The following is a 21,707-nucleotide window of genomic DNA, read 5'->3' as shown; positions in this document are numbered from 1 at the left end:
ACTCTTGCTTGATCAAGTTCGGTGGCGGGCTTCCCCCCTTGGGGTGGGGTCAGCGTGCGACACCGGCGCACACTGACACGCTGCGACGAGCAAACACCGCTAAGCAAATTGCAGCGCAAGTTATTGCGCTCGCCCTTTGGTTTTTAGAACTGTACTAAAATGACGGAGTACGAAGCTTTGGAGAAATGTCGTCTCCAACCGCAAATTGCCGTCTCTTCGACAATCTCTAGTACGGTCGGTCACCCCAGAAGGTCTCAGTTTGTTGGAGATTTTGGGTGCTGGTCGACCGAGCCCGACAGCAAACTGCCCAGGTCAATGGCGGTCAGAGAAGGATTCGAACCCTGAGCAAACTGCAGCGCAAGTTATTGCGCTCGCCCCCTTGGTTTTCAGGACTGTACTAAAATGACGAAGTACGAAGCTTTGGAGAAAAATGTCGTCTCCAGCCACAAATTGCCGTCTCTTCGGCAATCTCTAGGACGGTCCGTCACCCAGAAGGTCTCAGTTTGTTTGGGATTTTGGGGCTGGTCGACCGAGCTCGCAGCAGACTGCCCTGGTCGATGGCGGAGCGAGAGGATTCGAACTCGCGGTATGGTTCAACCAACTGCTTCCTCGCGGCAAGTTTGGTAATCAATGTAGACTTGCAGCGCAGACTCGATTAGAACGAACTAAGAACATTGCATTCCTAGGCCAAGATGAAAATGTAGACTTTGCCTGGACCCGAACGGGTCGCTCATTGTCGACCTCCTCTCCGAATTGAAAACTCATAATCGGCCCGCAGCCGGTTCCGGATCTTCCACCGCAAGACGCTCAGAATTGGTTCCAGCTGGTCTTCCGGCGCTCCATCTACCTATTCGCGCGTCCGAACACTCCGATGATCTGCAATGGTTCGACGCGGCGACGCTCGACAAGGCCGTTGAGATGAAAGTAAGCTTCTACGCAGCGCACGTCAAAGGATGGGCTTAGGCAGACGGATTGGGGAAGGTCGATAAGGGATAAATTTGCGGACAGGCTGCCTACGATCGGCCCCCTAAGTCTCAGAAGATTATTTTGAGGCAACAGGGAAGAAATGATGCGGAAACATCCCGTGATCTGGGCAGTGGGTGGCGGGTGCGGAATGTTGGCCTTGGTCAGCGGCGGGTGTCTGGCCCAAACCAAAGACACCATCATCATCGCAGTACCGGGAACACCACAAGGCGTGGATGTTGACCGCCAATCGGGTCCCCAAACGTGGACGATGGCGGCACAGGTTATTGAACCGGGCGCAGAATGGAAACCAACCACCTATCCGTATGCGCCGACCACAGGGGCAGACCCGACCAAGATTCCAGGGTTCACCTATCCAGACTTCCGGGCGCAGCAAATGGTTCCGGGCATTGTTGAGAACTGCGATTTGAGTGCGGACAGCAAGACCGCCGTTTATCATCTGCGCAAAGGGGTGAAATCGGCGGTGGGGAATGAATTCACGGCCAAGGACGTGCTGTGGAGGGTTGAGCGCGCGCATGAACTCAAGGCGATTGGGACGTTTATGCAGAATGCTGCGAACGCGCCCGACCCAAAACAGTGGCAGGAAATCGACGACCACACTGTGCGGATCAGCTCCGACAAGCCGATGCCGCTAATTTGCAAGATTCTCACCAACCTCTACTGGTATTGGTACGACAGCACGGAAGCGAAGAAGCATTCGACGCCTGACGACCCGTGGGCTACCAAATGGGCTTCGACGAGCCTTGTTGCCTTTGGACCCTATGTGATCCGCAGCTGGGAAGCGGGCAATCGCGTGGTCATGGATGCCAACCCGAACTATTGGCAGGGTCCACCGAAGATCAAGCGCATCATCTATCAGGTCGTTCCGGAATCGGCGAGCCGGCTGGCACTTCTCAAGGAGGGCAAGGTTGATCTGATCGAAGGCGTTTCGCCCGACGAGGCGGTCAGCCTTGCAGCGGCATCCAACGTGCGCGTGGCCGCGGTTCGCGGCAACCAGTCGATCTATCTGGTGATGAACAACAATAAGGCGCCGTTTGACAAGGTGCAGGTTCGCCAAGCCATCAATCATCTGCTCGCGCGCGACCAGATCGTCAAAGATATCTATCGCGGGCTGGCCGTCACCTGGGAAGGCGTAATGCCCAGCGTCTATCCCGGCTATGTGGAATTCAACAATTACACGTATGATGTGGCTAAAGCCAAGCGCCTGCTTGCCGAGGCAGGCTATGCCAACGGCTTCCGGACCACACTGACCTACAGCGCCGGCGATCCGGTGCAAGAGAACATAGCCGTGCTTTTGAAGTCGACGCTATCTCAGGTCGGTATAAACATCGATCTGCGCAAGCAGCCCGTATCGGCTCATTCTGACTTGGTTCAGTCAAAGAAAGCCGATTTTGCACTCTGGATCGACTACCCGATCCAGCCGGACCCCAACTACTCGCTCAGGCTGCTTTATCTGACAGGCAATGCTGTCAATTACCAAAATTACAGCGACAAGGAGGTCGACCGCTTGCTCGAAGAAGGCGCCTCGATCGTCGATTCCGCCCAGCGCAACCCCTTCCACCGCCCCGCCGAAGAACGCATCCACGAAGCAGCAACACTGGGTTGGATCGCAGAACCGTCGTATGTCAACGCTATGAGCGCCAACCTCTCGGGCTGGAAGTGGTTCACCACCCAGCACTATAAAGTCAACGAAATGTCCTTCGCCAAGTAAGACGCTGCATCGTATCCGGGCAAGCGCCTGAGGCAGGACGGGTCAAAGTGCAGGTTTAGAATCATGCGGACCCTCAAGTACATCGGCCGACGCCTGTTGGTTCTGGTCCCGCAACTGTTCCTGATCTCGATCGTTACGTTCACTCTCGTGCGCATGCTGCCGGGCGATCCTGCCCGCCTAGAATTGGGCCCTCTTGCCCCAGAGGAGGGAGTAGAGCTGCTTCGCCACCAGCTCCGCCTTGACGAGCCACTGCCGCAGCAATACATCGCCTACCTCCAGCGTCTTCTTCAGGGTGACTTGGGCAGGTCCTGGGTCAATTCAAGTTCGGTTGCTCAAGATCTTCTCGTCCGCGCGCCAGCGACGCTTGAGCTCATCACTGCCGGAATGCTCATCGTGCTGGTGATTATGGTGCCGATCGCCGTTCTCTCGGCGAGTCCATCCCGCGGTTGGCTGGCGCGCGCGACGCGGCGCATCAGTTTCGGCTACGGCGTGCTCGCTGGAGCTTTGCCAGATTTCTGGCTCGGCCTGGTACTCATCTTCGTCTTCTTCAGCGTGCTGGGGTGGGCGCCTGGTCCGGAGGGCAGGCTCGCCATCCTCGATCTTCCGCCCGCGCGGGTTACGGGCTTTTACGTCGTAGATGCACTGCTCGCGGGGAATTTCGACACCTTTGAGTCCGCTTTGTCCCATCTCGCACTACCGGCCGTCACGCTTGCTTTCGTCTATGGCGGCCCGATCTTTAAGATGGTGAGAGCGAGCATGGAAGCGTCGCTTCGCAGCGACTACACGATCTATGCCGAGGGCCTGGGCCTGCCGCGACGCACGGTCCTGCTATGGGCGATGCGCAATGCGGCGCCGCCGGCAGTTGTTGTCACAGGAGTTGTTACCGGATATCTGCTCGGCGGCGCAGTTCTGATCGAAACAGTTTTCAATCTAAACGGGATCGGCCGGTATGCTGTGCAGTCGATCACGACTGCAGACTATGCGCCGATACAGGGCTTCGTGCTGGTCGCAGCGGTCTTCACGATGATGGTGAATCTGATTGTCGACCTCCTCCAGTTCATGGTCGATCCGCGTATCTCGGCGAGGGCCTCTTGAGCGCGCGTAAGGTTGATGAGGACGGGCGCCGGCAGCATTCGTCTGCAAGCGTAGCAAGGCATTCGGCGCAGCGGAGCGTTATCGGATTGTGGTCGCGCCTCAGCCGCTTCGACAGGGCGGTTTTGGTCATCTTTGTTCTTATTTTGATCATAACAGCCATCGGCCCGTTTATTGCGCCCTACCCGCCGACGGTTGCTGATCCGCTGCAGCGGCTGATGTCTCCGAATGGCGCGCATCCTTTCGGGACAGACGAAAACGGCATCGATGTCCTGTCCCGGCTCATCGCAGCTCCTCGCACTGACGTACTCATTGCCGTCATTGCCACCACCCTCTCGGTTGCGATCGGCGCGCCGCTTGGCGTTGTCGCTGGCTATTTCGAGGGAGCAGATCGGCGAGCGATGCGATGGATATCGGAGGGGACACTGCGTCTTCTCGACGTCATTCAGGCGTTCCCGGTCTTCATTTTGGCTATGGTGCTGGTGGCGATTCACGGCACCGGACCGGTTAACGTGGTTTTTGCAGTCGCTTTCGTTAATTTTCCGGTGTTCCTGCGTCTGGTGCGATCTGAAATACTTTCCCTGCGCGAGCATCTTTATGCCGAGGCTGCGGTGGCTCTCGGCAACTCCGAACTCGGCGTCGGTTTTAAGCATCTGCTTCCGAACGCTTGGCCGACAGTCCTAGTTCAGGTGTCGGTAACGATAGGCTTTGCCGTGCTATTGACCGCCGGACTGAGTTTCGTAGGTGCCGGCGTTAGCCCGCCTACGCCTGAACTCGGAGCGATGATCGCGAGCGGCGCCAAGTTCATGATCACCGGACAGTGGTGGGTGGCGATGTTTCCGGGTATCTTGTTGGGCCTAATCGTCTTCACATTTGCTGCCATGGGCGACATTGTAGGCAAGCTGATGGAGCCGGGGCAAAGAGCCGTGCCCTTGCGTCGTCTCTTATCGAACGCCCGCATCGCGCCTGCGGCGCAGGCCGAACCCGCCGCACCTTTCGCACAGGCCGCGATACTCTCGGTCCGTGGGCTCGCTATCGAGGCCTCTGGTCGCCCTCCCATCCTCGACGGCGTGAGCTTTGATCTCATGCCCGGCGAGATTCTCGGCGTAGTCGGCCTCCCCGGTTCCGGTAAGTCCATCCTCGTTCGCGCAATCCTTAGGCTGCTCGGCCACGGTCTGCAGCGGCGTGCGGGCCATGTCTTTTTCCGCGGCAAGGATCTGGCCGAACTCGATGAAAAGGCACTGCGCGCCATTCGCGGCTACGAGATCCTGCCTCTGCTCCCCAACGCCAAGAGCCAGCTCAATCCGCTGGTGCGAGTTGGCGATCTCATGGTGGCGCATATTCGAGCCCACAATCGGTGTTCCCGCCGTCAAGCACATGCGCGCGCCGCGAGGATGTTGGGCGCGATCGGGATCGGCGACGCGGAGCACTGGCTCGCGGCGTATCCGCACGAGTTGAGCGGCGGCATGGCGCAGCGCGTCTGCCTTGCTATCGCACTGGTGCATCGGCCGCCGCTAATCATCGCCGACGAGCCGACGGCTGGCCTCGATGTGACCGTGCAACGACAGGTGCTCGACCTGATGATGGAGCTTTGTCACCAAAGTGGCGCCGCCCAGGTCCTGGCGACTCGCGAACTCGGAATCGTCGCCCATTATTGCCACCGCGTTGCGGTTCTGGATGAAGGTCTGATAGTCGAAATGGGGTCCGTTCGAGATGTGCTGTTGGCCCCTCGCCACGCCGTTACTCGTAGACTGATTGCGGCTGCCGACTTGCGCGCCGTCAGCGCTGCCGCGACAACCAACACATCCTCGAAGATCGTCCCATGACAGATCCCCTGATGGCAGTCGAAGGGCTGGTCAAGCGCTTCTATCTCAAGGGCCAAAACTATGTCGGTGCTATCAATGGGATCAGCTTTGAGATCGGACGAGGAGAGACTCTCGGGCTCGTCGGGGAAAGCGGATCGGGCAAGACGACGGTCGGCCGGTGTCTGCTCCGCCTGGTTGAGCCAACGAGCGGGCGTATTCGCTTCGAGGGCTCCGACATCACGCGACTCACGAAACGGGAACTCAAGCCGTTGCGGTCGCGCTTGCAGATGGTGTTCCAAGATCCTTTCGCCTCCTTGAACCCGCGCCGGACGGTGCGGCAGACCGTCGAGGAGCCGCTCGCCCTGCAGCGCGATGCACCGGCCCACGCCTGGCTCGGCATGATAACCGAGATGCTGAAGCGAGTGGGTCTCGGGCCGCAATACCTGGATCGTTTTCCGATCGAATTGACGGCAAGCGAACAGCAACGAGTTGGTATTGCGCGGGCGCTGATCACCAGCCCGAAGCTTGTCGTACTTGACGAACCGACCTCGACCCTCGACCCCACCGTCCGTGAGGAAATCTTGGGTCTGCTGCGCTCGCTTCAAAGCAGCATGTCGGTGGCGTACCTGTTCATTTCGCACGACATCATGGCGGTGGAACGTATGAGCCACCGCGTTGCAGTCATGTATCTCGGCCACATCGTGGAGCAAGCTCCGACGGCGGCCATAATGGCAGACCCGCGCCACCCGTACACGCGCGCCCTGATGTCAGCCGTCTTGTCGCCTGACCCGACCCGTCGGTTGCAGCGCAGTCTGGTCGTCGGTGAGATTCCGAGCGCGATAAATCCCCGCCGGGAATGCCCGTTCTACAGCCGCTGTCCGATCAGGTTGGATCGCTGCCTCGACGATATACCGCCAATGGCTGCGGTTGGTCCTGAACACGGCGCAGCCTGTTTACGTTGGCGCGACACGTCCGAAGTGATCGCCGAGGTCGCTCCAGAATAGTCGGATTGAACCCTTCTAATGGAGTGCGGCGCCTCTATCCGGCCCGTCGATTTTTCATACCCCGATTTGGACCGGCCCGGACTCGTCCGGTGGAACAAGTTGGCCCTCCAACCAGCGGAGGCCGGATGCCGCCCCGTTCAACGTTGGCATGATTGAAATCCAATCCTCGGGCATTCGAATCGGCAAAATCTCGATGCCGGCAGCTTCGGGATCGAGCGAAGCCCGGATCCAGAGGTGGGCGCCACCGCATACCCATGTCGACATGCAGATCGGTACCGCTTCCGCCTTGGACATGTTTGTAGGCCCAGAGTGTTCGAGCCCTAGTACGGTCAGTCCCCCAGAAGGTCTCAGTTTGTTGGGGATTTTGGGGCTGGTCGACCGAGTTCGAGAGCAGACTGCCCAGGTCGATGGCGGAGAGAGAGAAACGGTATTCCAACATTCTCTCGCAGAACTTGTAATGCGTTCGCGCCAGTTCCTTTCTGATCGCTTCACGAAGTACCTGGGCTCGAATGAATTCGCGTCAGTTTTCTGAGCAGTCCAAACATGCACCGCCCGCGAACCTCAAGTGTCGCAAAATGCATGGTCAAGCGGCGCGGATTGCCAAGCCAGGGATGGCGCACTTTACCTACGAGCCGTTGCAGAGCGTCTTAGCCACAGCAATGCCAATGAGCGTCATGTCCCGACCCAGTCAGGCGCTCGAGGATTCTGGCCGCGAGCGCGTCGTAGTTGCCGTCGAAGTGATGACCGCCCGGCCTTTCGATCAGCTCGGCACCTTTCATCTCGGGAGCAGTGCAAGAGGTTTCCCGGTCGGCAACCTCATCGCTACCGTAGAAGCATTGTGTCTTCGCAAGGGGGAGGCCGTCCAGCGCAGGCGCGATCGGCCGATCTTTCGCAGAGGCGCCTCCGAGGAATCCTCCGATGGTGATCTCGAAATCGGCCGTGGTGCTGAGCCCGAGGAGGGACATCAATACCACTCGGTCCCTGACTAAATTGTTGAGGTTGGGCCAGACAAACGGCAGGACGTCGGCACCGAACGAGTAACCGACCAAAGCATAGCGGGTGGTCCCAAACTCCCGACCATAGTGCGCAAGGATTGCCTCAACGTCGGCGGCGATCTGCTTGGGATCCCGCTCAGACCAGAAATATCGCAGCGAGTCGATGCCGACCACGGCGACGCCACGACCGGCAAGCCATTCGCCGATCGATTTATCGATGTCGCGCCAGCCTCCGTCGCCCGAGAGGATTACCGCCAGTGCGCGCGCCTCCCTCTTCGGGCGGATCACGGAAACCGGAAGATCGTCGACGCCATGCGAGCCGCGTGAGCCGATCTCGAGCGCCGCCGCTACGAAGGCTGCCTCCCGCTCGTCGGATGAAGCGACGACGACTTGGGCATCGTCGAACGGATGCTGAAAAGCATCGATACGTTCCTGCTCTATTGGTGAGGCAATGACCCGCCACGCGCCTGGAAGCGGTGTTACATTGTCGAATTGATAGGTTCCGTCGCCGATGGCTTTCATGTTCGGACCGGGGCAATAGGGCCGATCGGCACGCAGTCGCGTGTCGAAGCCCAGGCTTACGGCCCCCGCCAATGTATTGTCGGGCGCCTGCGCGAGCGCAATGAATGCAAACGGCGCCCCCTCCCCGATCCCCGCGACGACCGGGAATAGATACGCTTTGAGACCGAGCTTGCGCTGGACTGCTTGAGCGGCGTCCTTAAGATTGTCGGAGACATAGTGGCACGAGTCCTCGTGCGGCGCGGCCGCAAGCCGGGCACGAACTTCTTTCAAGTCGATCGTGACGGCGACGGCACCGGCATTGACGAGCGCCTCGGCATACGCGTTGCGCTCAACCGCGTCATCAGGACCCGCGGCGACGAATACGAGCGCCTTAGGTGGGCTGCCCGGGCTTTCGACCTGGAGAGACCCGAATACTTCGCTCTCCACGGTCGCATGAACGGGCTTAGGAGAGAAGGCGAACGGCAGAACGGCTGGGCGCCAGCTTGGATTCCCGACCAATATCGCTGCGCAGAGTGCACCAAGAAGTACGAGCGGTGTGACGGCCGCCATAACGATTCTGGACATGGCGATGTTCCTACTTCCAGACTGTTTTTGCTGTGCCGCGGGAGATCAGCGAGGTCACGTCAAGAAGAACCTGCGGCATAGCCCAGCTGCCCGGGTACGCCAGGTAACGCGGTTCCCAGACCGGTCTGAACTTCTCCTTGTATGCCTTTAGGCCAGCGAAGCCATAAGCGCGCTCGCCATGGCGCAGCACGAAACCAGCGATCTTTCCCCAATTCGGCGCCAAACGGTGTTCAGACAGGCCCGAGAGTGGGGCCATACCGAGATTGAACCAACGATACCCGCGTTTCTCTCCCTCAAGCATGAGATTAATGAACAGGACGTCCATCACGCCATGTGCGGAGGGACGATGCCGCATCAAATCCACGGTGATCTCGCCACCCGGCTGGCCGTACCAGATCGTGGCGAATCCGACGATCTCGCCCGCTTGCCGGACTACAGCGTGGTCGAACCGCGAAACATATGCATCGGACCAGAACCCGATGGAGAAGCCTTTCTCGCCAACGCTCTTGTTTGTAAGCCACGCGTCCGAAACCGCCTTGAGATCTGGCAGATAGGGTCCGAGCTCGGCGGCCGGGATGATTGAAAACTCGAGATCTTCGCGTTTGGCCCGACTAAGTGTTTGCCTCCACGCGCGGCCCGCACCCCCCTCGACCGTGAAGCTCGAGAGGTCGACCTTGGCCTCCTCGCCAAGCTTCACCAGCGAAAGTCCAGCGTCGAGACAGAGCGGCAGAAGTCGGGGGCTCGCCTGATAGAACACGGGCCTGCCGGCATGGGCGTCGACCACCTCGATGAACCGCCACAGGAGATCGCGGGTTCTATCGGGGTTGCCGACCGGATCCCCCAAGGCAATCCAGCTCTTGCCTCGGACGCCGTACATGAGGAAGGCGTCCCCGGCATCGTGCGTGAGAAACTCCTTGTCTCCCAGGTACGCCAAATTGGACTCGGCGCGATCGGAGCTGGCGATGACGCGTGCAAGTGCCTCAGAATTCACGAGATTGGCCTTGCGGCGCTGCGGCCGGTGGCTAACCAGCTTGTGTAGAGCGATCGCTGTCATCACGACGACGGCGGCCACGCTGGCGCGCAGAAAGCGCGAGGCATCGCCCTTCCAAGCGAAGCTCCACCAGAGCTCGTTGCTGTAATCCACGTTTGTGTAAGCCAGGAAGCCGAGCCAGATCGAACCCACCACCACGATCGCAATGGCCGCCAGCCAACCCGGCGAAAGCGGCTCCGCGAGAATGCCCCCCTTTCGGTAAAAGCTCGTACGATGCATCAGGAGCAGACTGAGCGCGGCCCCGAGCACGAGGGCCTCTTCCCAATCAAAGCCCTTGGCGAGCGACACGACAATGCCCGCGGCAAGGACAGTTACAGCCGCAATCCAAGCGCTATCCAACCTGCGCTTGAGCCCCCAGGCGATGATCAGCAGTAACACGCCGGCGGCGCTCCCGGTCAGATGCGACAGTTCCACAAAAGGGAGTGGTACGAGATGCTTCAGGGCGTGGATTCGCGTCCCTTCGCTCGGCGTGGCTCCCGAAACCAGTAGAACGACCCCACCGGCGAAGGTGAGCGCTGCGAGAATGGAAGGCGCGAGAGACCGGGCGAAAAGCCGTGCACGCCACATCCAGCTTGCGAGACGCGAGCCAGGACGCTGAAGTTCGCGCCCGCAGAGCAACGCAATGGCAAGGACAAAGGGGGTCAGAAAATAGGTAACGCGCCAGAGGACCAGGGCTGACAGGACCTGCACCTGCGGCGTGTTCGGAAGCGTGACGAGCATCGCGGCCTCGAAGGCCCCGAGGCCCGCGGGGGCATGGGTCAGGACGGCTCGATGATTGCGCACGCGAAAAGCGCGGAAAATGAGAGGAAGCGAACCCCGGAATCTGCCGGAAGGAGTATCCACAGCGCGGCTGCGGCAGCCGACACATCAAGAAACCCGAGCCCGATCTGAATGAGCGTGCAGCGTCCGCCGGGAAGGCGGACCTGCGCGATTCCCCGGCCAATGGAACGGTTGCCTTGACCGGACCACAGCACAAATCCGGCAAGCAGCGCGAGCAGAGCCGCACCCGTGACGACGTGGACCGCGACGGGAAGGCGATCCAACGTGGCTACCGGGTCTGCTTCAAGCAAGAGACCCGCGCCAATAGCAAGCACCAAGCCCAACCAAAGGGTCAGGCCGGTGATGGCCGCGAGTTTGCCGATTTCGGCAAGCGTCAAGCCCGCCGGGCTATACACGCGCCAACGCACAGCATTTGCGGTCACGATAGGAAGGCCTAGCGTGTGCCCGATCGCATAGCTCGTGAAAGCACCAAGCGCGAGCGTTCGAAATGGGACAGGCTTGACTGGAGCGGACGCTCGCGCTGCGTGGACCTCATATCCTATCAGGGTGAGATAGCTCACTGCCGAGAAGAAGAATGAAAGAGCAATGTGCGTCCATGGCGTTTGCGCCATCGCCTGTCTAACCGCAGCCGGATCGACCCCCTGCAGCAAGCCCAACAGTAACGCTGAGAGCCCAACGATTCCCGCGATGACGAGAACGGCAGGCGTCCATGGGTGATGGAACAGACTCCCCACTTTGTGTGCAAGGATCGCGATCCAGCTGCGCATTTGAGTCCCGCTACTTGACCGAGAGACATGCTGGAGCGGGTGGTCCGCGCCAGTACGACTGGCATCGCGGAAAGTCACATCGACAACAAACTGGTTCATTTTCCGTTCGGGATTGTGAGCAATTCGCTCAGTATCGCCTTGGCGTAAAATCGTTTCATCCATCTGCCGCCAAATAACGCCCATGAGATTCTCAACGGTCCTGAAATTGCCGAGCGAAACCAGAGAGCCGAAGTCCCGGTATGTGTACGGCAGCCAGCGGCTTACCACGCAGTTGGCTCTCGATCTGTTGCACCAAATGCGCGCCCTCCTGGTGCGCGGCGAACATAAAGCAGAAACATTAGGCGTGAGGCCGATGTAGGTTACCGACCCGCCGATACCATTAAATTGAATTTTAGGGAGTCAGAGGCCCCAGCAAACGCCGGTGCGCTCGCATTGAACAACGCGTTGCTTCCAAGTAAGCGCGCCGCCGCTCGACTTTCCCGCTCGTGAAGTTGCAGTCACGCATGCTCGAGATCGCGCCGCTCTCCTTTGATCACGTAAGCATGGACCGGCTGCGGATCACGATGGCGCGAGAGCACACCCGACTTGCGCACGCGCAAACAGGTTCATCCAGTAACTCGCGAAGCGGCCAGCAGCGGCCGAAACCACACGTTCTCCTCAACCGGGACCCAGATACGCTCGTCGGTGGGAATCGCGTGAGGAACGATCAATTCCGGCGGCGACTCGATCGGCTGCGGGTGCCGGCGAAGGAAACGTCCGCAGCACCGAGACGCAGCTCAAGATTGCGCCGATAATGGCGTCGGCGGATTGACAAAACTTCATGAGCTTCGCGCACGCAATATCCTGGTGAATTACAATAGAGTTACGCCAGAGTTACCCCCGTGTCGAACGTTTCGGCGAAAGTCGCCTTCGCACTCTTTGCATTCCACCAGCGCTTTCTGCGCCGGGCGGAATACTACTGATCGGGACATCATCTCCTTCGCCAGCCGGTGCCTCCGAATTTACCTCGACGCCGATTGCCGTATATCAATCAGCGTAGCCGGATTGAGCGGAACGGAACCGGCATCAGAAGCCACTCGGCTGCCAGATGATCGGTAAATTCGCCCTTTCAACCCGACCGCAATACGTCATCAGCATTCGTTGCCGCCTCCGACGCGCCGGCAACAGCAACGCTCACCAATCCCATTCATCCAATGGGCAGCGCAACGAACTTCATTGTATCGGCTGTCTTCACCCGCATCAGCACGGCATGCTTGCCCTGCGACCTTGCCTCGGACAGCGCCTTACGCACGTCGCTCGCGTCACCGACCGCTTTGCCGCCAACATCAACGATGACATCGCCGGATTGGAAGCCGTGTTCCGCGGCGGAGCCATCCGGATCGACGGCCGTGACAACAACACCCTTACCGCCGGAACCAGCCACCTCATTCGCAGGCGCCAGCCTCAGCCCGATATGAGGCGAACCGCTATCCGGCCGGGTTTCCCGGCTGCCGGCATCGGCTTGTTTTCGGTTGGGCAGTTCACCGAGCGTGACGGTCAGCGTCTTCGATTCTCCGTTTCGGAGAATATCGAGTTCGACCGAACTGCCGGGAGCCAATGCCGCCACCTTGCGGGAAAGGTCGCGGGAGTCCTTGATCGGCGTGCCGTTGAGCGCGGTGACGACATCGCCGGAGTGGACGCCAGCCTTTGCAGCTGGACTTCCATTCTGCGGCTCGTCGACCATTGCGCCTTCGACTTTCTTCATACCGAGGCTGTCGGCGATGCCCGTGGTTACAGGCTGAACCTGGACGCCGAGCCATCCGCGCGTCACGACTCCTTTATCCTTGAGCTCGGCAATAACCGTCTTCGCTGTCTGCGCAGGGACATCAAAGCCAATGCCGATCGAGCCGCCAGAGGGCGAGTAGATCGCGGTATTGACGCCTATGACGTTGCCATTGATGTCGAATGCGGGACCGCCGGAATTGCCCTTGTTGATCGGCGCATCGATCTGAATGTAGTTGTCGTACGGGCCGGAGCCGATGTCGCGCCCCTGTGCGGATACGATGCCGGCGGTGACCGTGCCGCCGAGACCGAATGGATTACCCACGGTTACGACCCAATCGCCGACGCGCGGCGCGTGATCTTCAAAGTTCACGTAAGCGAAGCTGGATTTTCCGTCGACTTTGATCAGTGCGAGATCAGTCTTGGGGTCTGTGCCGATGACTTTGGCCTTATAAGTCGTGCCGTCATCGGTGGTGACCTGAACAGACCGGGCGTGATCGACCACGTGATTGTTGGTCACGGCGTAGCCGTCAGGTGAAATGAAGAAGCCCGACCCGGCACCGATAATCATCTCATGGCGCTGGGGCATGCCTTCTGGCGCTTCGTCGGAACCGTGTTGCTGAAAGAATTTCTCAAATGGGGAACCTGACGGTGAATTATCTTCCTTGTCCGAACTCAGATCCGACGCGTCTGACATTTCATCCATCTCGACTCGCACTGAGATGACCGCGGGCTTCACCTTGGCGACCAGATCGGCAAAGCCCGCTGATTGTTGGCTCTGGGCATCCGCAGCTCGCGCGCTCGATATCCACGGCAGCGAGAGATGGGTATAGCCCGTCGGACCTCCCAGTGCGACGATCGCGGCAATGCCGGCGACGGAAGTGAGCAGGACCAATCGTCGTCGCGAGAAGATCCTTGCGTAAAGGTGATGGCCAGGTTTGTCGTTTGTCATGATCGAAGCTCCTAGGAATGAGGCCCACATGGCCCTTTCAGAGTACGTACTAGGGACCCGACATTACGATCGCCTGTCGGACAGGTTAATTCGTGGAAAGGGTAAAGGTGGTTCGCGCAATCGTGCACGTTCCCTTGAAGCCCGGCTCACGCCGGTCGGGAAACAGCAAAGGGGCCGGGCTTTTCCTGCTGCACCAACCCGCGATCCGGAGACACGACAAGCGTCGGCCGCAGTGCGGCGTCTCCGTTCATTCGATCATATCACAACCACGCGATTGCGACCTCGTTGCAGCTCCTGACCCGAAACGGCCCCCTATGTCATTGTTGAATATTTGGACAGCGACATTTGCGGCCGATCAGGAGGTTGGCGGCTACCGGACCGGCGCAGTTAGGGAGCTGTGTTCAGATGCTCAAGCATCGTGTCGCAGGCCTCCTCGGCTTTCGCGAAGCTGTCGAACGGCGAACCGCCGATCTTGATCGCCCCTTTGCGCCCCCTGCCACGAATCTCAACGATATGCCTCAGAGCGGTGCCCTCGTTGCCACTGTTTCACGTGACTCTTTGTTGTTTGGGCAACAGGCGCGCCAATTCCTGCGAGCCGATTGGCCTCGCCGGCGCACTAGAAAGCATTCCGCGCGTCTACGGCTGACGCGATCCTGGAGTAGCATTGCGGCTTGCTGCGGCCTGAGGCAAGCGATGCATTCATGACGCTGTTTGACGAAGTACGAAGCTTTGGAGAATCTTGGGCAAGCTCTAGACCCTCGAGATTGCGTGGCAAGGCTCGTCGAAGCGCATCGGCTGTTGCGATCAGCTGTTCGCAGGCGAGCCCCAGCCGTTTCTGAAGCGCCTCGAGAAGAAGCATGATGAGCGAACGTAGCGAGACGTCCAAAGCCGAGGTCAGTTCGTCGAGGACGACGAGACTAGGATGCGCGGCAATGGGGCGCAATGTTGACGCGTTGCCGTTGCCCAAGGAAAGCCCGTGCGGATAGCGGTCTACAAGGCCGGTTCGCAGCCTCACTTCGGCGGTGATCGCGTTGAATCGCCCGCGCGGCTCGGGCGTCATCTTTGGATGCAGCAGGGAGCGGCTCCAGGTTGACCATCTGCATGGCGCGCCGCGTGTTGCGAAGCTGCCTGTCGAGCGCGGTGATCTCCTCGCCGGCGAAACGGATACTGTTGGTCGTCGGCTCGATCAATCGCAGCCGTTAGCGGGCGAGCAACCAGATCAGCATGATCGCAACGAGTGCATCGATCCCGATCACGGTGATTCACCCTCCCCGGAACCTCCGCCTTCCTGGTCGCTCTTAGCGGAACCCCACGTCACCTCGGCGCGCCGTGAAAAGCGCGCCTACCTCGCCCGGCGCATCAGGACGCTTGAGGTGGCCTAGCACAAGCGGCGGCGTCCAGACTGGACGCGACGCTACGGCTATTCGATTTGCAAGCGAACCGAGATCAGATCCAAGCGCCGGACCTCGGGCCGCTGCTTCGCCGTTGGCGAACTGCCCATCGTTGGCGAACTGCCCAAGGCTTGCCTGACCATCCTGAGGGGGCGGCGACCCGTCTCCAGGGCTGACGGAGCTGGGCACACCCAAGTCGCCATAGCCGCGCAGCACCTCGGTGCCTCATCTCGCGCGGGTTCCTTCCTTGGGGCTGCCGACACCCGGTCTATGCCCGCCGCGATGCCTGTCATCGGTCGGCATCCGCAACCTCCACAGTAACTGACATGGTCATGCCGCCTCGTGAGTGGTAAACTCCTATTCAGACCTTCTCTGGCCACCCTCTGAGAGACCTTCTCAGTCCAATGGCAGCACCGACCTGACGGCGGATCCCGCAGATGAACCCATCCCCTTGGTTCGGCGCTGGTGAAGGTAGTAGCCTCAAGGTCTTGTGGGAGGACGGTGAACGCGTCTTCTGCAGAAGACACGCCGACGGTCGGGCCGCCGTGCTGGCCGTGCTGCCCGCCGCGGAGCATCCGATACCTGCCACCCTCGATCGCCTCGCTCGCGAATACGAACTGAAGGACGAACTGGATGGGACGTGGGCGGTGCGACCGCTCGAGCTCGTCCGCGAACGCGGTCGGATCATGCTGCTGCTCGAGGACACCTGCAGCGAGCCGCTGGACCGGTTGCTCGGGATGCCCGCAGAGGTGCGGAGCTTTCTGCGCATCGCCATCGCGGTCGCCGCGGACCTCACACAAGTCCACCGGTGCGGTCTCGTCCACAAGGACATCAAGCCGGCCAATATCCTGGTGAACCCCATGACCGGAGAGGTCAAGCTCACCGGTTTCGGTATCGCTTCGCGTCTGCCGCGCGAGCGGCAGGCGCCCGCGCCGCCCGAGTCAATCGCGGGCACGCTCGCCTATATGGCGCCCGAACAGACCGGACGCATGAACCGCTCGATCGACGCCCGCAGCGACCTCTACGCCCTTGGCATTACGTTCTACCAGTTGCTCACCGGCTCACTGCCGTTTACCGCGGCCGAACCCATGGAGTGGGTCCACTGCCACATAGCCAGAAAGCCGGTGCCACCAAGCGAGCGGCTGGCGACTGTCCCGGCCGCGCTCTCCGATCTCGTCCTGAAGCTGCTCGCCAAGAGCGCCGAGGAGCGCTACCAGACCGCGGCCGGCCTGGAGCGCGACCTAGGGCGCTGCCTTGCCGCATGGGAGGCTCAGCATCGGATCGATGCCTTCCCGCTCGGCCAACAGGACACGCCCGACCGGCTCTTGATTCCCGAGAAACTGTACGGGCGCGAGCGCGAGATCGAAACCCTGCTCGCCGCCTTCGACCGCGTCGTCACCAGCGGCCGGCCGGAGCTGGCTCTGGTCTCAGGATATTCCGGCATCGGCAAGTCAGCCGTCGTCCATGAGCTGCACAAGGCACTGGTGCCGGCGCGCGGCCTTTTCGCCTCCGGCAAGTTCGATCAATACAAGCGCGACATCCCTTATGCGACGCTGGCGCAAGCGTTTCAGGGCCTGATCCGCGCACTTCTGGGCAAGAGCGACGCCGAGCTGGCCGGCTGGCGCTGCGCGCTCGGCGAGGCGCTTGGCCCGAACGGGCAGCTCATGATCGACATTGTTCCCGAATTAAAGCTCCTCATCGGAGAGCAGCCGCCGGTCCCGGATCTTCCGCCGCAGCAGGCACAAGGGCGTCTCCAGTTGGTGTTCCGGCGGTTTCTCGGCGTCTTTGCGCGGCCCGAACATCCGCTAGCGCTCTTTCTCGACGATCTGCAATGGCTCGACGCGGCGACGCTCGACATGCTCGCCGACTTGTTGACCCAGGCGGACGTGCAGCGGTTGCTGGTAATCGGAGCCTATCGGGACAACGAAGTCGATTCCGCCCATCCACTGATGCGTAAGCTCGACGCCATCCGCAAGGCGGGAGCATTGGTGCAGGAGATCAGTCTTGCGCCGCTGGCCCGAGAAGACCTGGGGCGGCTCATTGCGGATACGCTGAGCTGCGCGCCGGGCGATGCCGCCCCGCTGGCGCGACTGGTGCACGAGAAGACGAGCGGCAATCCGTTTTTCGCCATTCAGTTCATTTCTGCGCTTGCCGAAGAGGGGCTGCTCCGCTTCGATCATGGCGCCGCGCGCTGGTGCTGGGAACTCGATCGCCTTCACGCGAAGGGGTACACCGACAATGTGGTCGATCTCATGGTCGGGAGATTGACCCGCCTGCCCGTCGCGACCCAGGCTGCGTTGCAGCAGCTTGCCTGCCTCGGAAACGTCGCCAAGATCACGATGCTTTCGGTCGTCCTCGGAAAATCGGAGGACGACATCCGTTCAGACCTCTGGGACGCCGTTCGTCTGGAGCTGGTCGAACTCATGGAGGGCTCGTACAAGTTCATTCACGACCGTGTCCAGGAGGCCGCCTATTCACTCATACCGGAACGGTTGCGCGCCGAGGCGCACCTGCGCATCGGAAGGCTGCTCGTCGCGCATACCCCTGCGGAAAAACGCGAAGAGGACATCTTCGAAATCGTCAATCAGCTCAACCGTGGCGCCGTCTTGATCACGTCACGCGACGAGCGTGAGCAGTTGGCCGAGCTCAATCTGCTCGCGGGCCGGCGCGCCAAGGCCACTACCGCCTACGACTCGGCGCTCACCTATCTGACTTTAGGTGAGGCCCTATTGCTGGAGGACTCGTGGGAGCGCCGGCACGAGCTCACCTTTGCGCTGGCGCTGCACCGGGGCGAATGCGAGTTCCTCACTGGCGCGCTGGCGGAGGCGGAGCAGCGCCTGGCGGTGCTGTCAAGCCGCGCCGCAAATACGGTGGAACGAGGTACGGTGGCGTGCTTGCGCGCAGACCTGTACACCGCTCTAGATCAGAGCGGCCGCGCCATCGCCGTAGGGCTCGACTACCTCCAGCATCTGGGTATCGACTGGTCGCCGCATCCGACGGAAGAGGAAGCACGTCGCGAATACGAGCGGATCTGGTCGCAACTCGGGAGCCGCACGATCGAGTCTCTGATCGAGCTGCCTTTGATGAGCGACCCGGCATCCCTCGCGACGCTGGACGTCCTAGCCAAGATCGTGCCACCTGCATTCTATACGGATGCGAACCTGCTTTCTTTGATCACCTGCCGAGCGGTCAATCTCAGCCTCGAGCGCGGCAACTGCGACGCTTCGTGCAGCGCCTATGAATGGCTGTCCATGCTCGCCGGACCGCACTTCGGCGACTATCGGACTGCCGTATATCGCTTTGGTCAGCTCGGCTATGACCTGGTCCAAGAACGCGGACTGACGCGTTTCCAGGCCAGGACCTACATGGACTTTGGTGGTAGCGTTCTGCCCTGGACGAGACATGTCCGGGTTGGCCGCGATCTGGTGCGCCGCGCGTTTGAGGCGGCAAACAAGGTTGGGGATCTCAATTACGCCGCCTACTGCGGCAACCAGTTGAACACGAATCTTCTCGCGGCGGGTGATCCGCTTGCCGACGCTGAACGCGAAGCCGAGCATGGCCTCGTGTTCGCGCAGAAGATGCGGTTCGGACTTGTTATTGACATGATCACCTCGCAGATCGGGCTGATCCGGACGTTGCGCGGCTTGACGCCGGCATTCGGCTGCTTCGACGAAGAGCAGTTCGATGAGGCTCGGATCGAGGGCCGCTTTTCAGCAAATCCGGCTTTGGTGTTTGGCGAGTGTTTCTACTGGATCCGCAAGCTGCAGGCGCGTTTCTTTGCCGGCGACTACGCGTCGGCCCTCGAGGCCTCGTCCAGGGCCCAACGGCTGTTGTGGAGCTTGGGCTCGCAGCTTGAAACGGCGGAATATCAATCTTACAGCGCGCTGACTCACGCCGCGTCCTGTGATTCTGCGGCAGCCGGCGAGCGGCAGCAGCACCTAGACGCTGTCGCTGCACATCACAAGCAACTCCAGCTCTGGGCGGCGAATTGCCCGGAAAATTTCGAGAACCGCGCCGCGCTGGTCGGCGCCGAGATTGCGCGGATCGAAGGCCGGGAGCTCGATGCCGAACGCCTCTACGAGCAGGCCATCCGCTCGGCGCGTGCAAACGGCTTTATTCACAACGAGGCGCTCGCCAATGAACTCGCTTCCCGCTTCTATGCGGCGCGCGGCTTTGAGAAGATTGCCCATGTGTATTTGCAAGATGCCCGCTACGGCTATCTCCGCTGGGGAGCCGATGGCAAGGTGAGGCAACTTGATCGGCTTCATCCGAGTTTGGCCGCTCCGGAGGCGCACGGTCCCACAGCAAACATTGGCTCGTCGGTCCAGCAACTCGATGTAGCGACCGTCGTCAAAGCCTCTCAGGCCGTATCCAGCGAGATCGTCTTATCCAAGCTGATCGAGCGGCTGATGACGATCGCGCTCGAGAATGCGGGCGCGGATCGCGGCCTTCTGATACTGCCGGCAGAGGATGACCCTGTGATTCAGGCAGAGGCAAAGGCCGCCGGCGATCAGATTGAAGTCGTGCTGTGCCAAAAGTTAATCACCGGCGTCACTTGTCCCGAAACTCTCGTCCGCTATGTCATCCGCACGCGCGAAAGCGTGATTCTCGATGATGCCTCCAAGCCCAACCTTTTCTCCGAGGATGATTATCTGCGCGGCCGACCAGCCAAGTCGATCCTCTGCCTGCCGCTGATGAAACAAGGACGCTTGACGGCGCTGCTCTACCTCGAAAACACGCTGAGCTCGTACGCGTTTCCCCCAGAGCGAATTGCGATCCTAGAACTGTTGGCGGCGCAAGCGGCGATCTCGCTGGAGAACACCCGCCTCTACAGCGATCTTCAAGAGCGTGAGGCGAAAGTCCGGCGCCTGGTCGACTCCAACATCATCGGGATCTCAATTTGGGACTTTGATGGTCGCATTATTGAGGCCAATGAGGCCTTTCTCCACATAGTGGGACATAGCCGCGACGATATCGTTTCGGGTCGTCTGCGCTGGACCGAGCTAACGCCAACCGAATGGCATGACGCTGACGAACGCTCCGTGGCAGAGCTTAGGGCGACGGGAAGCTGCAAAGCTTTCGAGAAGGAGTACTTACGGAACGACGGCAGCCGCGTGCCCGTGCTTGTCGGCGCGGCGACCTTCGGTGGACCTCGCGACCAGGGCGTCGCCTTCGTTCTCGATTTGACTGAGCGCAAAGAGGCCGAGCAGAACCTGCGAGAGAGCGAGCGGCGATACCGCGAAGCGCAAGCGGAACTTTCTCACGTGACGCGGGTGACGATGCTGGGAGAGCTAGCCGCCTCGATCTCCCATGAAGTAAATCAGCCGCTCGCCGGCGTCGTCGCCAACGCGGAGGCATGCCTGCGCTGGCTCGACCGCGGAACTCCCGACCTGAACAAAGCGCGCCGCTCAGTGGAATGGGTAATAGACGACGGCAATCGGGCGAGTGAGGTGATCCGACGCGTGCGTGCGCTCGCGAAAAAGACGGACATTGAGAAGGCGCCTCTCGACATCAATGATGTCGTCAGGGAAACCATCGCTCTGGTGCGGCGGGAGCTGGTCAGCCACCAGGTGTCGTTGCGCACGGATTTCGCATCCGCTCTGCCCATGATCCAGGCCGATCGGGTTCAACTGCAGCAGGTGATTATCAACCTGGTGATGAATGGCATTGAAGCCATGCAAGCGGTCACCGATCGGCCGCGCGAACTGGTGATACGATCCCGCCAGGACGAAAAACAACAAGTGCTAACAAGCGTAACGGATTGCGGCGTCGGAATCTCCGCCGAGAATGCCGATCGACTCTTCAACGCCTTCTTCACCACCAAAGCCAGCGGCATAGGTATGGGGCTCTCGATCTGTCGTTCGATCATCGAAGCCCACGGTGGCCGGCTGTGGGCCATTGCAAACGTGCCACACGGTACCACGTTTCAGTTCACCCTGCCGGCGAAAACCGACACTGTGTCCTGAATGCTGCGCGCGTAAGTCCGAAGAACAGGCGGCCCCGGACGCGAGTTCACTCTGCATCAATCGCGCCGTTCTAACCGATCGACCTGGCGCGATTGAGGCGCGAGGAGGCGCTTCACTCCGGTGCCGTCGCTCGATCTGCCAAAAGGACATCGTCTCTGGAAACGCAGCGAGCGCTCTTCCGGAGGACGCCGACGTTACTCAACCTTTCCCATCGTGCGACTAAATCGAGATGTAAAGGCTGCGAAGTCGCCTTATCACAAAAAAAGCCCCGACACAGGGCGGGCTTTTGTGTTTCCTGAGATCGGCAATCATTGACCAGGGCGCCGACATCAAATGGCCCTCACTGTCGTCCGATCAGCTCG

10 protein-coding genes are annotated in these 21,707 nt (G+C 60.5%); 5 read left to right on the top strand and 5 right to left on the bottom strand.

Annotated features, from left to right (window positions below):
• Positions 1 to 1,084: 1,084 nt before the first annotated feature.
• The 4 genes from IVB05_RS17015 (at position 1,085) to IVB05_RS17000 (ending at position 6,596) form a co-directional block, all read left to right on the top strand.
• Positions 1,085 to 2,695, top strand: coding sequence for an ABC transporter substrate-binding protein (locus IVB05_RS17015; protein WP_247785681.1), 1,611 nt, complete (start codon positions 1,085 to 1,087; stop codon positions 2,693 to 2,695).
• Between the two features lie 63 nt (positions 2,696 to 2,758).
• Entirely contained in the window at positions 2,759 to 3,790 is a 1,032-nt protein-coding gene (locus tag IVB05_RS17010; RefSeq protein WP_247785679.1) for an ABC transporter permease, read from the top strand.
• The gene (locus IVB05_RS17005) at positions 3,787 to 5,613 is read left to right on the top strand and encodes a dipeptide/oligopeptide/nickel ABC transporter permease/ATP-binding protein (RefSeq protein ID WP_247785678.1); all 1,827 of its coding nucleotides are present in this window, start codon (positions 3,787 to 3,789) and stop codon (positions 5,611 to 5,613) included. Before IVB05_RS17010 ends, IVB05_RS17005 begins: the two co-directional genes overlap by 4 nt.
• Positions 5,610 to 6,596 (top strand): ABC transporter ATP-binding protein, encoded by a 987-nt coding sequence (locus IVB05_RS17000; protein WP_247785676.1) that lies wholly within the window; start codon positions 5,610 to 5,612, stop codon positions 6,594 to 6,596. Before IVB05_RS17005 ends, IVB05_RS17000 begins: the two co-directional genes overlap by 4 nt.
• A gap of 647 nt (positions 6,597 to 7,243) precedes the next feature.
• Here the strand turns inward: IVB05_RS17000 and IVB05_RS16995 are convergent.
• The 5 genes from IVB05_RS16995 to IVB05_RS16970 all read right to left on the bottom strand — a co-directional run bounded on the left by IVB05_RS16995 (position 7,244) and on the right by IVB05_RS16970 (position 15,048).
• Positions 7,244 to 8,677 (bottom strand): AcvB/VirJ family lysyl-phosphatidylglycerol hydrolase, encoded by a 1,434-nt coding sequence (locus IVB05_RS16995; RefSeq protein ID WP_247785675.1) that lies wholly within the window; start codon positions 8,675 to 8,677, stop codon positions 7,244 to 7,246.
• Positions 8,678 to 8,687: 10 nt separating this feature from the next.
• On the bottom strand, positions 8,688 to 10,511 hold the full coding sequence (mprF, locus tag IVB05_RS16990; protein ID WP_247785673.1) for a bifunctional lysylphosphatidylglycerol flippase/synthetase MprF: 1,824 nt from the start codon (positions 10,509 to 10,511) through the stop codon (positions 8,688 to 8,690).
• On the bottom strand, positions 10,487 to 11,542 hold the full coding sequence (locus IVB05_RS16985) for a YbhN family protein (protein ID WP_247785671.1): 1,056 nt from the start codon (positions 11,540 to 11,542) through the stop codon (positions 10,487 to 10,489). Before IVB05_RS16985 ends, mprF begins: the two co-directional genes overlap by 25 nt.
• Positions 11,543 to 12,461: 919 nt before the next feature.
• Positions 12,462 to 13,988, bottom strand: a complete 1,527-nt coding sequence (locus IVB05_RS16975; RefSeq protein ID WP_247786737.1) for a Do family serine endopeptidase — start codon at positions 13,986 to 13,988, stop codon at positions 12,462 to 12,464.
• A gap of 616 nt (positions 13,989 to 14,604) precedes the next feature.
• A complete protein-coding gene (locus IVB05_RS16970) occupies positions 14,605 to 15,048 on the bottom strand; it encodes a hypothetical protein (protein WP_247785670.1) in 444 nt (147 codons plus the stop codon).
• 768 nt (positions 15,049 to 15,816) lie between these two features.
• Between IVB05_RS16970 and IVB05_RS16965 the strand changes: the two genes are divergently transcribed.
• Positions 15,817 to 21,345, top strand: coding sequence for a trifunctional serine/threonine-protein kinase/ATP-binding protein/sensor histidine kinase (locus IVB05_RS16965; protein ID WP_247785669.1), 5,529 nt, complete (start codon positions 15,817 to 15,819; stop codon positions 21,343 to 21,345).
• Positions 21,346 to 21,707: the final 362 nt, after the last annotated feature.

Origin of the sequence: Bradyrhizobium sp. 170, from assembly GCF_023101085.1 — a bacterium.
In the GTDB taxonomy this organism is placed as follows: Bacteria; Pseudomonadota; Alphaproteobacteria; order Rhizobiales; family Xanthobacteraceae; genus Bradyrhizobium.
Note: the sequence above shows the minus strand (reverse complement) of the source record. Positions and strands in the feature narration are given on the sequence as shown.

Excerpts from the sequence above, each read along its gene's own strand:
- IVB05_RS17010 (WP_247785679.1), top strand. The coding sequence starts at position 2,759 with ATGCGGACCCTCAAGTACATCGGCCGACGCCTGTTGGTTCTGGTCCCG.
- IVB05_RS17000 (WP_247785676.1), top strand. The coding sequence starts at position 5,610 with ATGACAGATCCCCTGATGGCAGTCGAAGGGCTGGTCAAGCGCTTCTAT.
- IVB05_RS16995 (WP_247785675.1), bottom strand. The coding sequence starts at position 8,677 with ATGTCCAGAATCGTTATGGCGGCCGTCACACCGCTCGTACTTCTTGGT.
- IVB05_RS16975 (WP_247786737.1), bottom strand. The coding sequence starts at position 13,988 with ATGACAAACGACAAACCTGGCCATCACCTTTACGCAAGGATCTTCTCG.
- IVB05_RS16970 (WP_247785670.1), bottom strand. The coding sequence starts at position 15,048 with ATGACGCCCGAGCCGCGCGGGCGATTCAACGCGATCACCGCCGAAGTG.
- IVB05_RS16965 (WP_247785669.1), top strand. The coding sequence starts at position 15,817 with ATGAACCCATCCCCTTGGTTCGGCGCTGGTGAAGGTAGTAGCCTCAAG.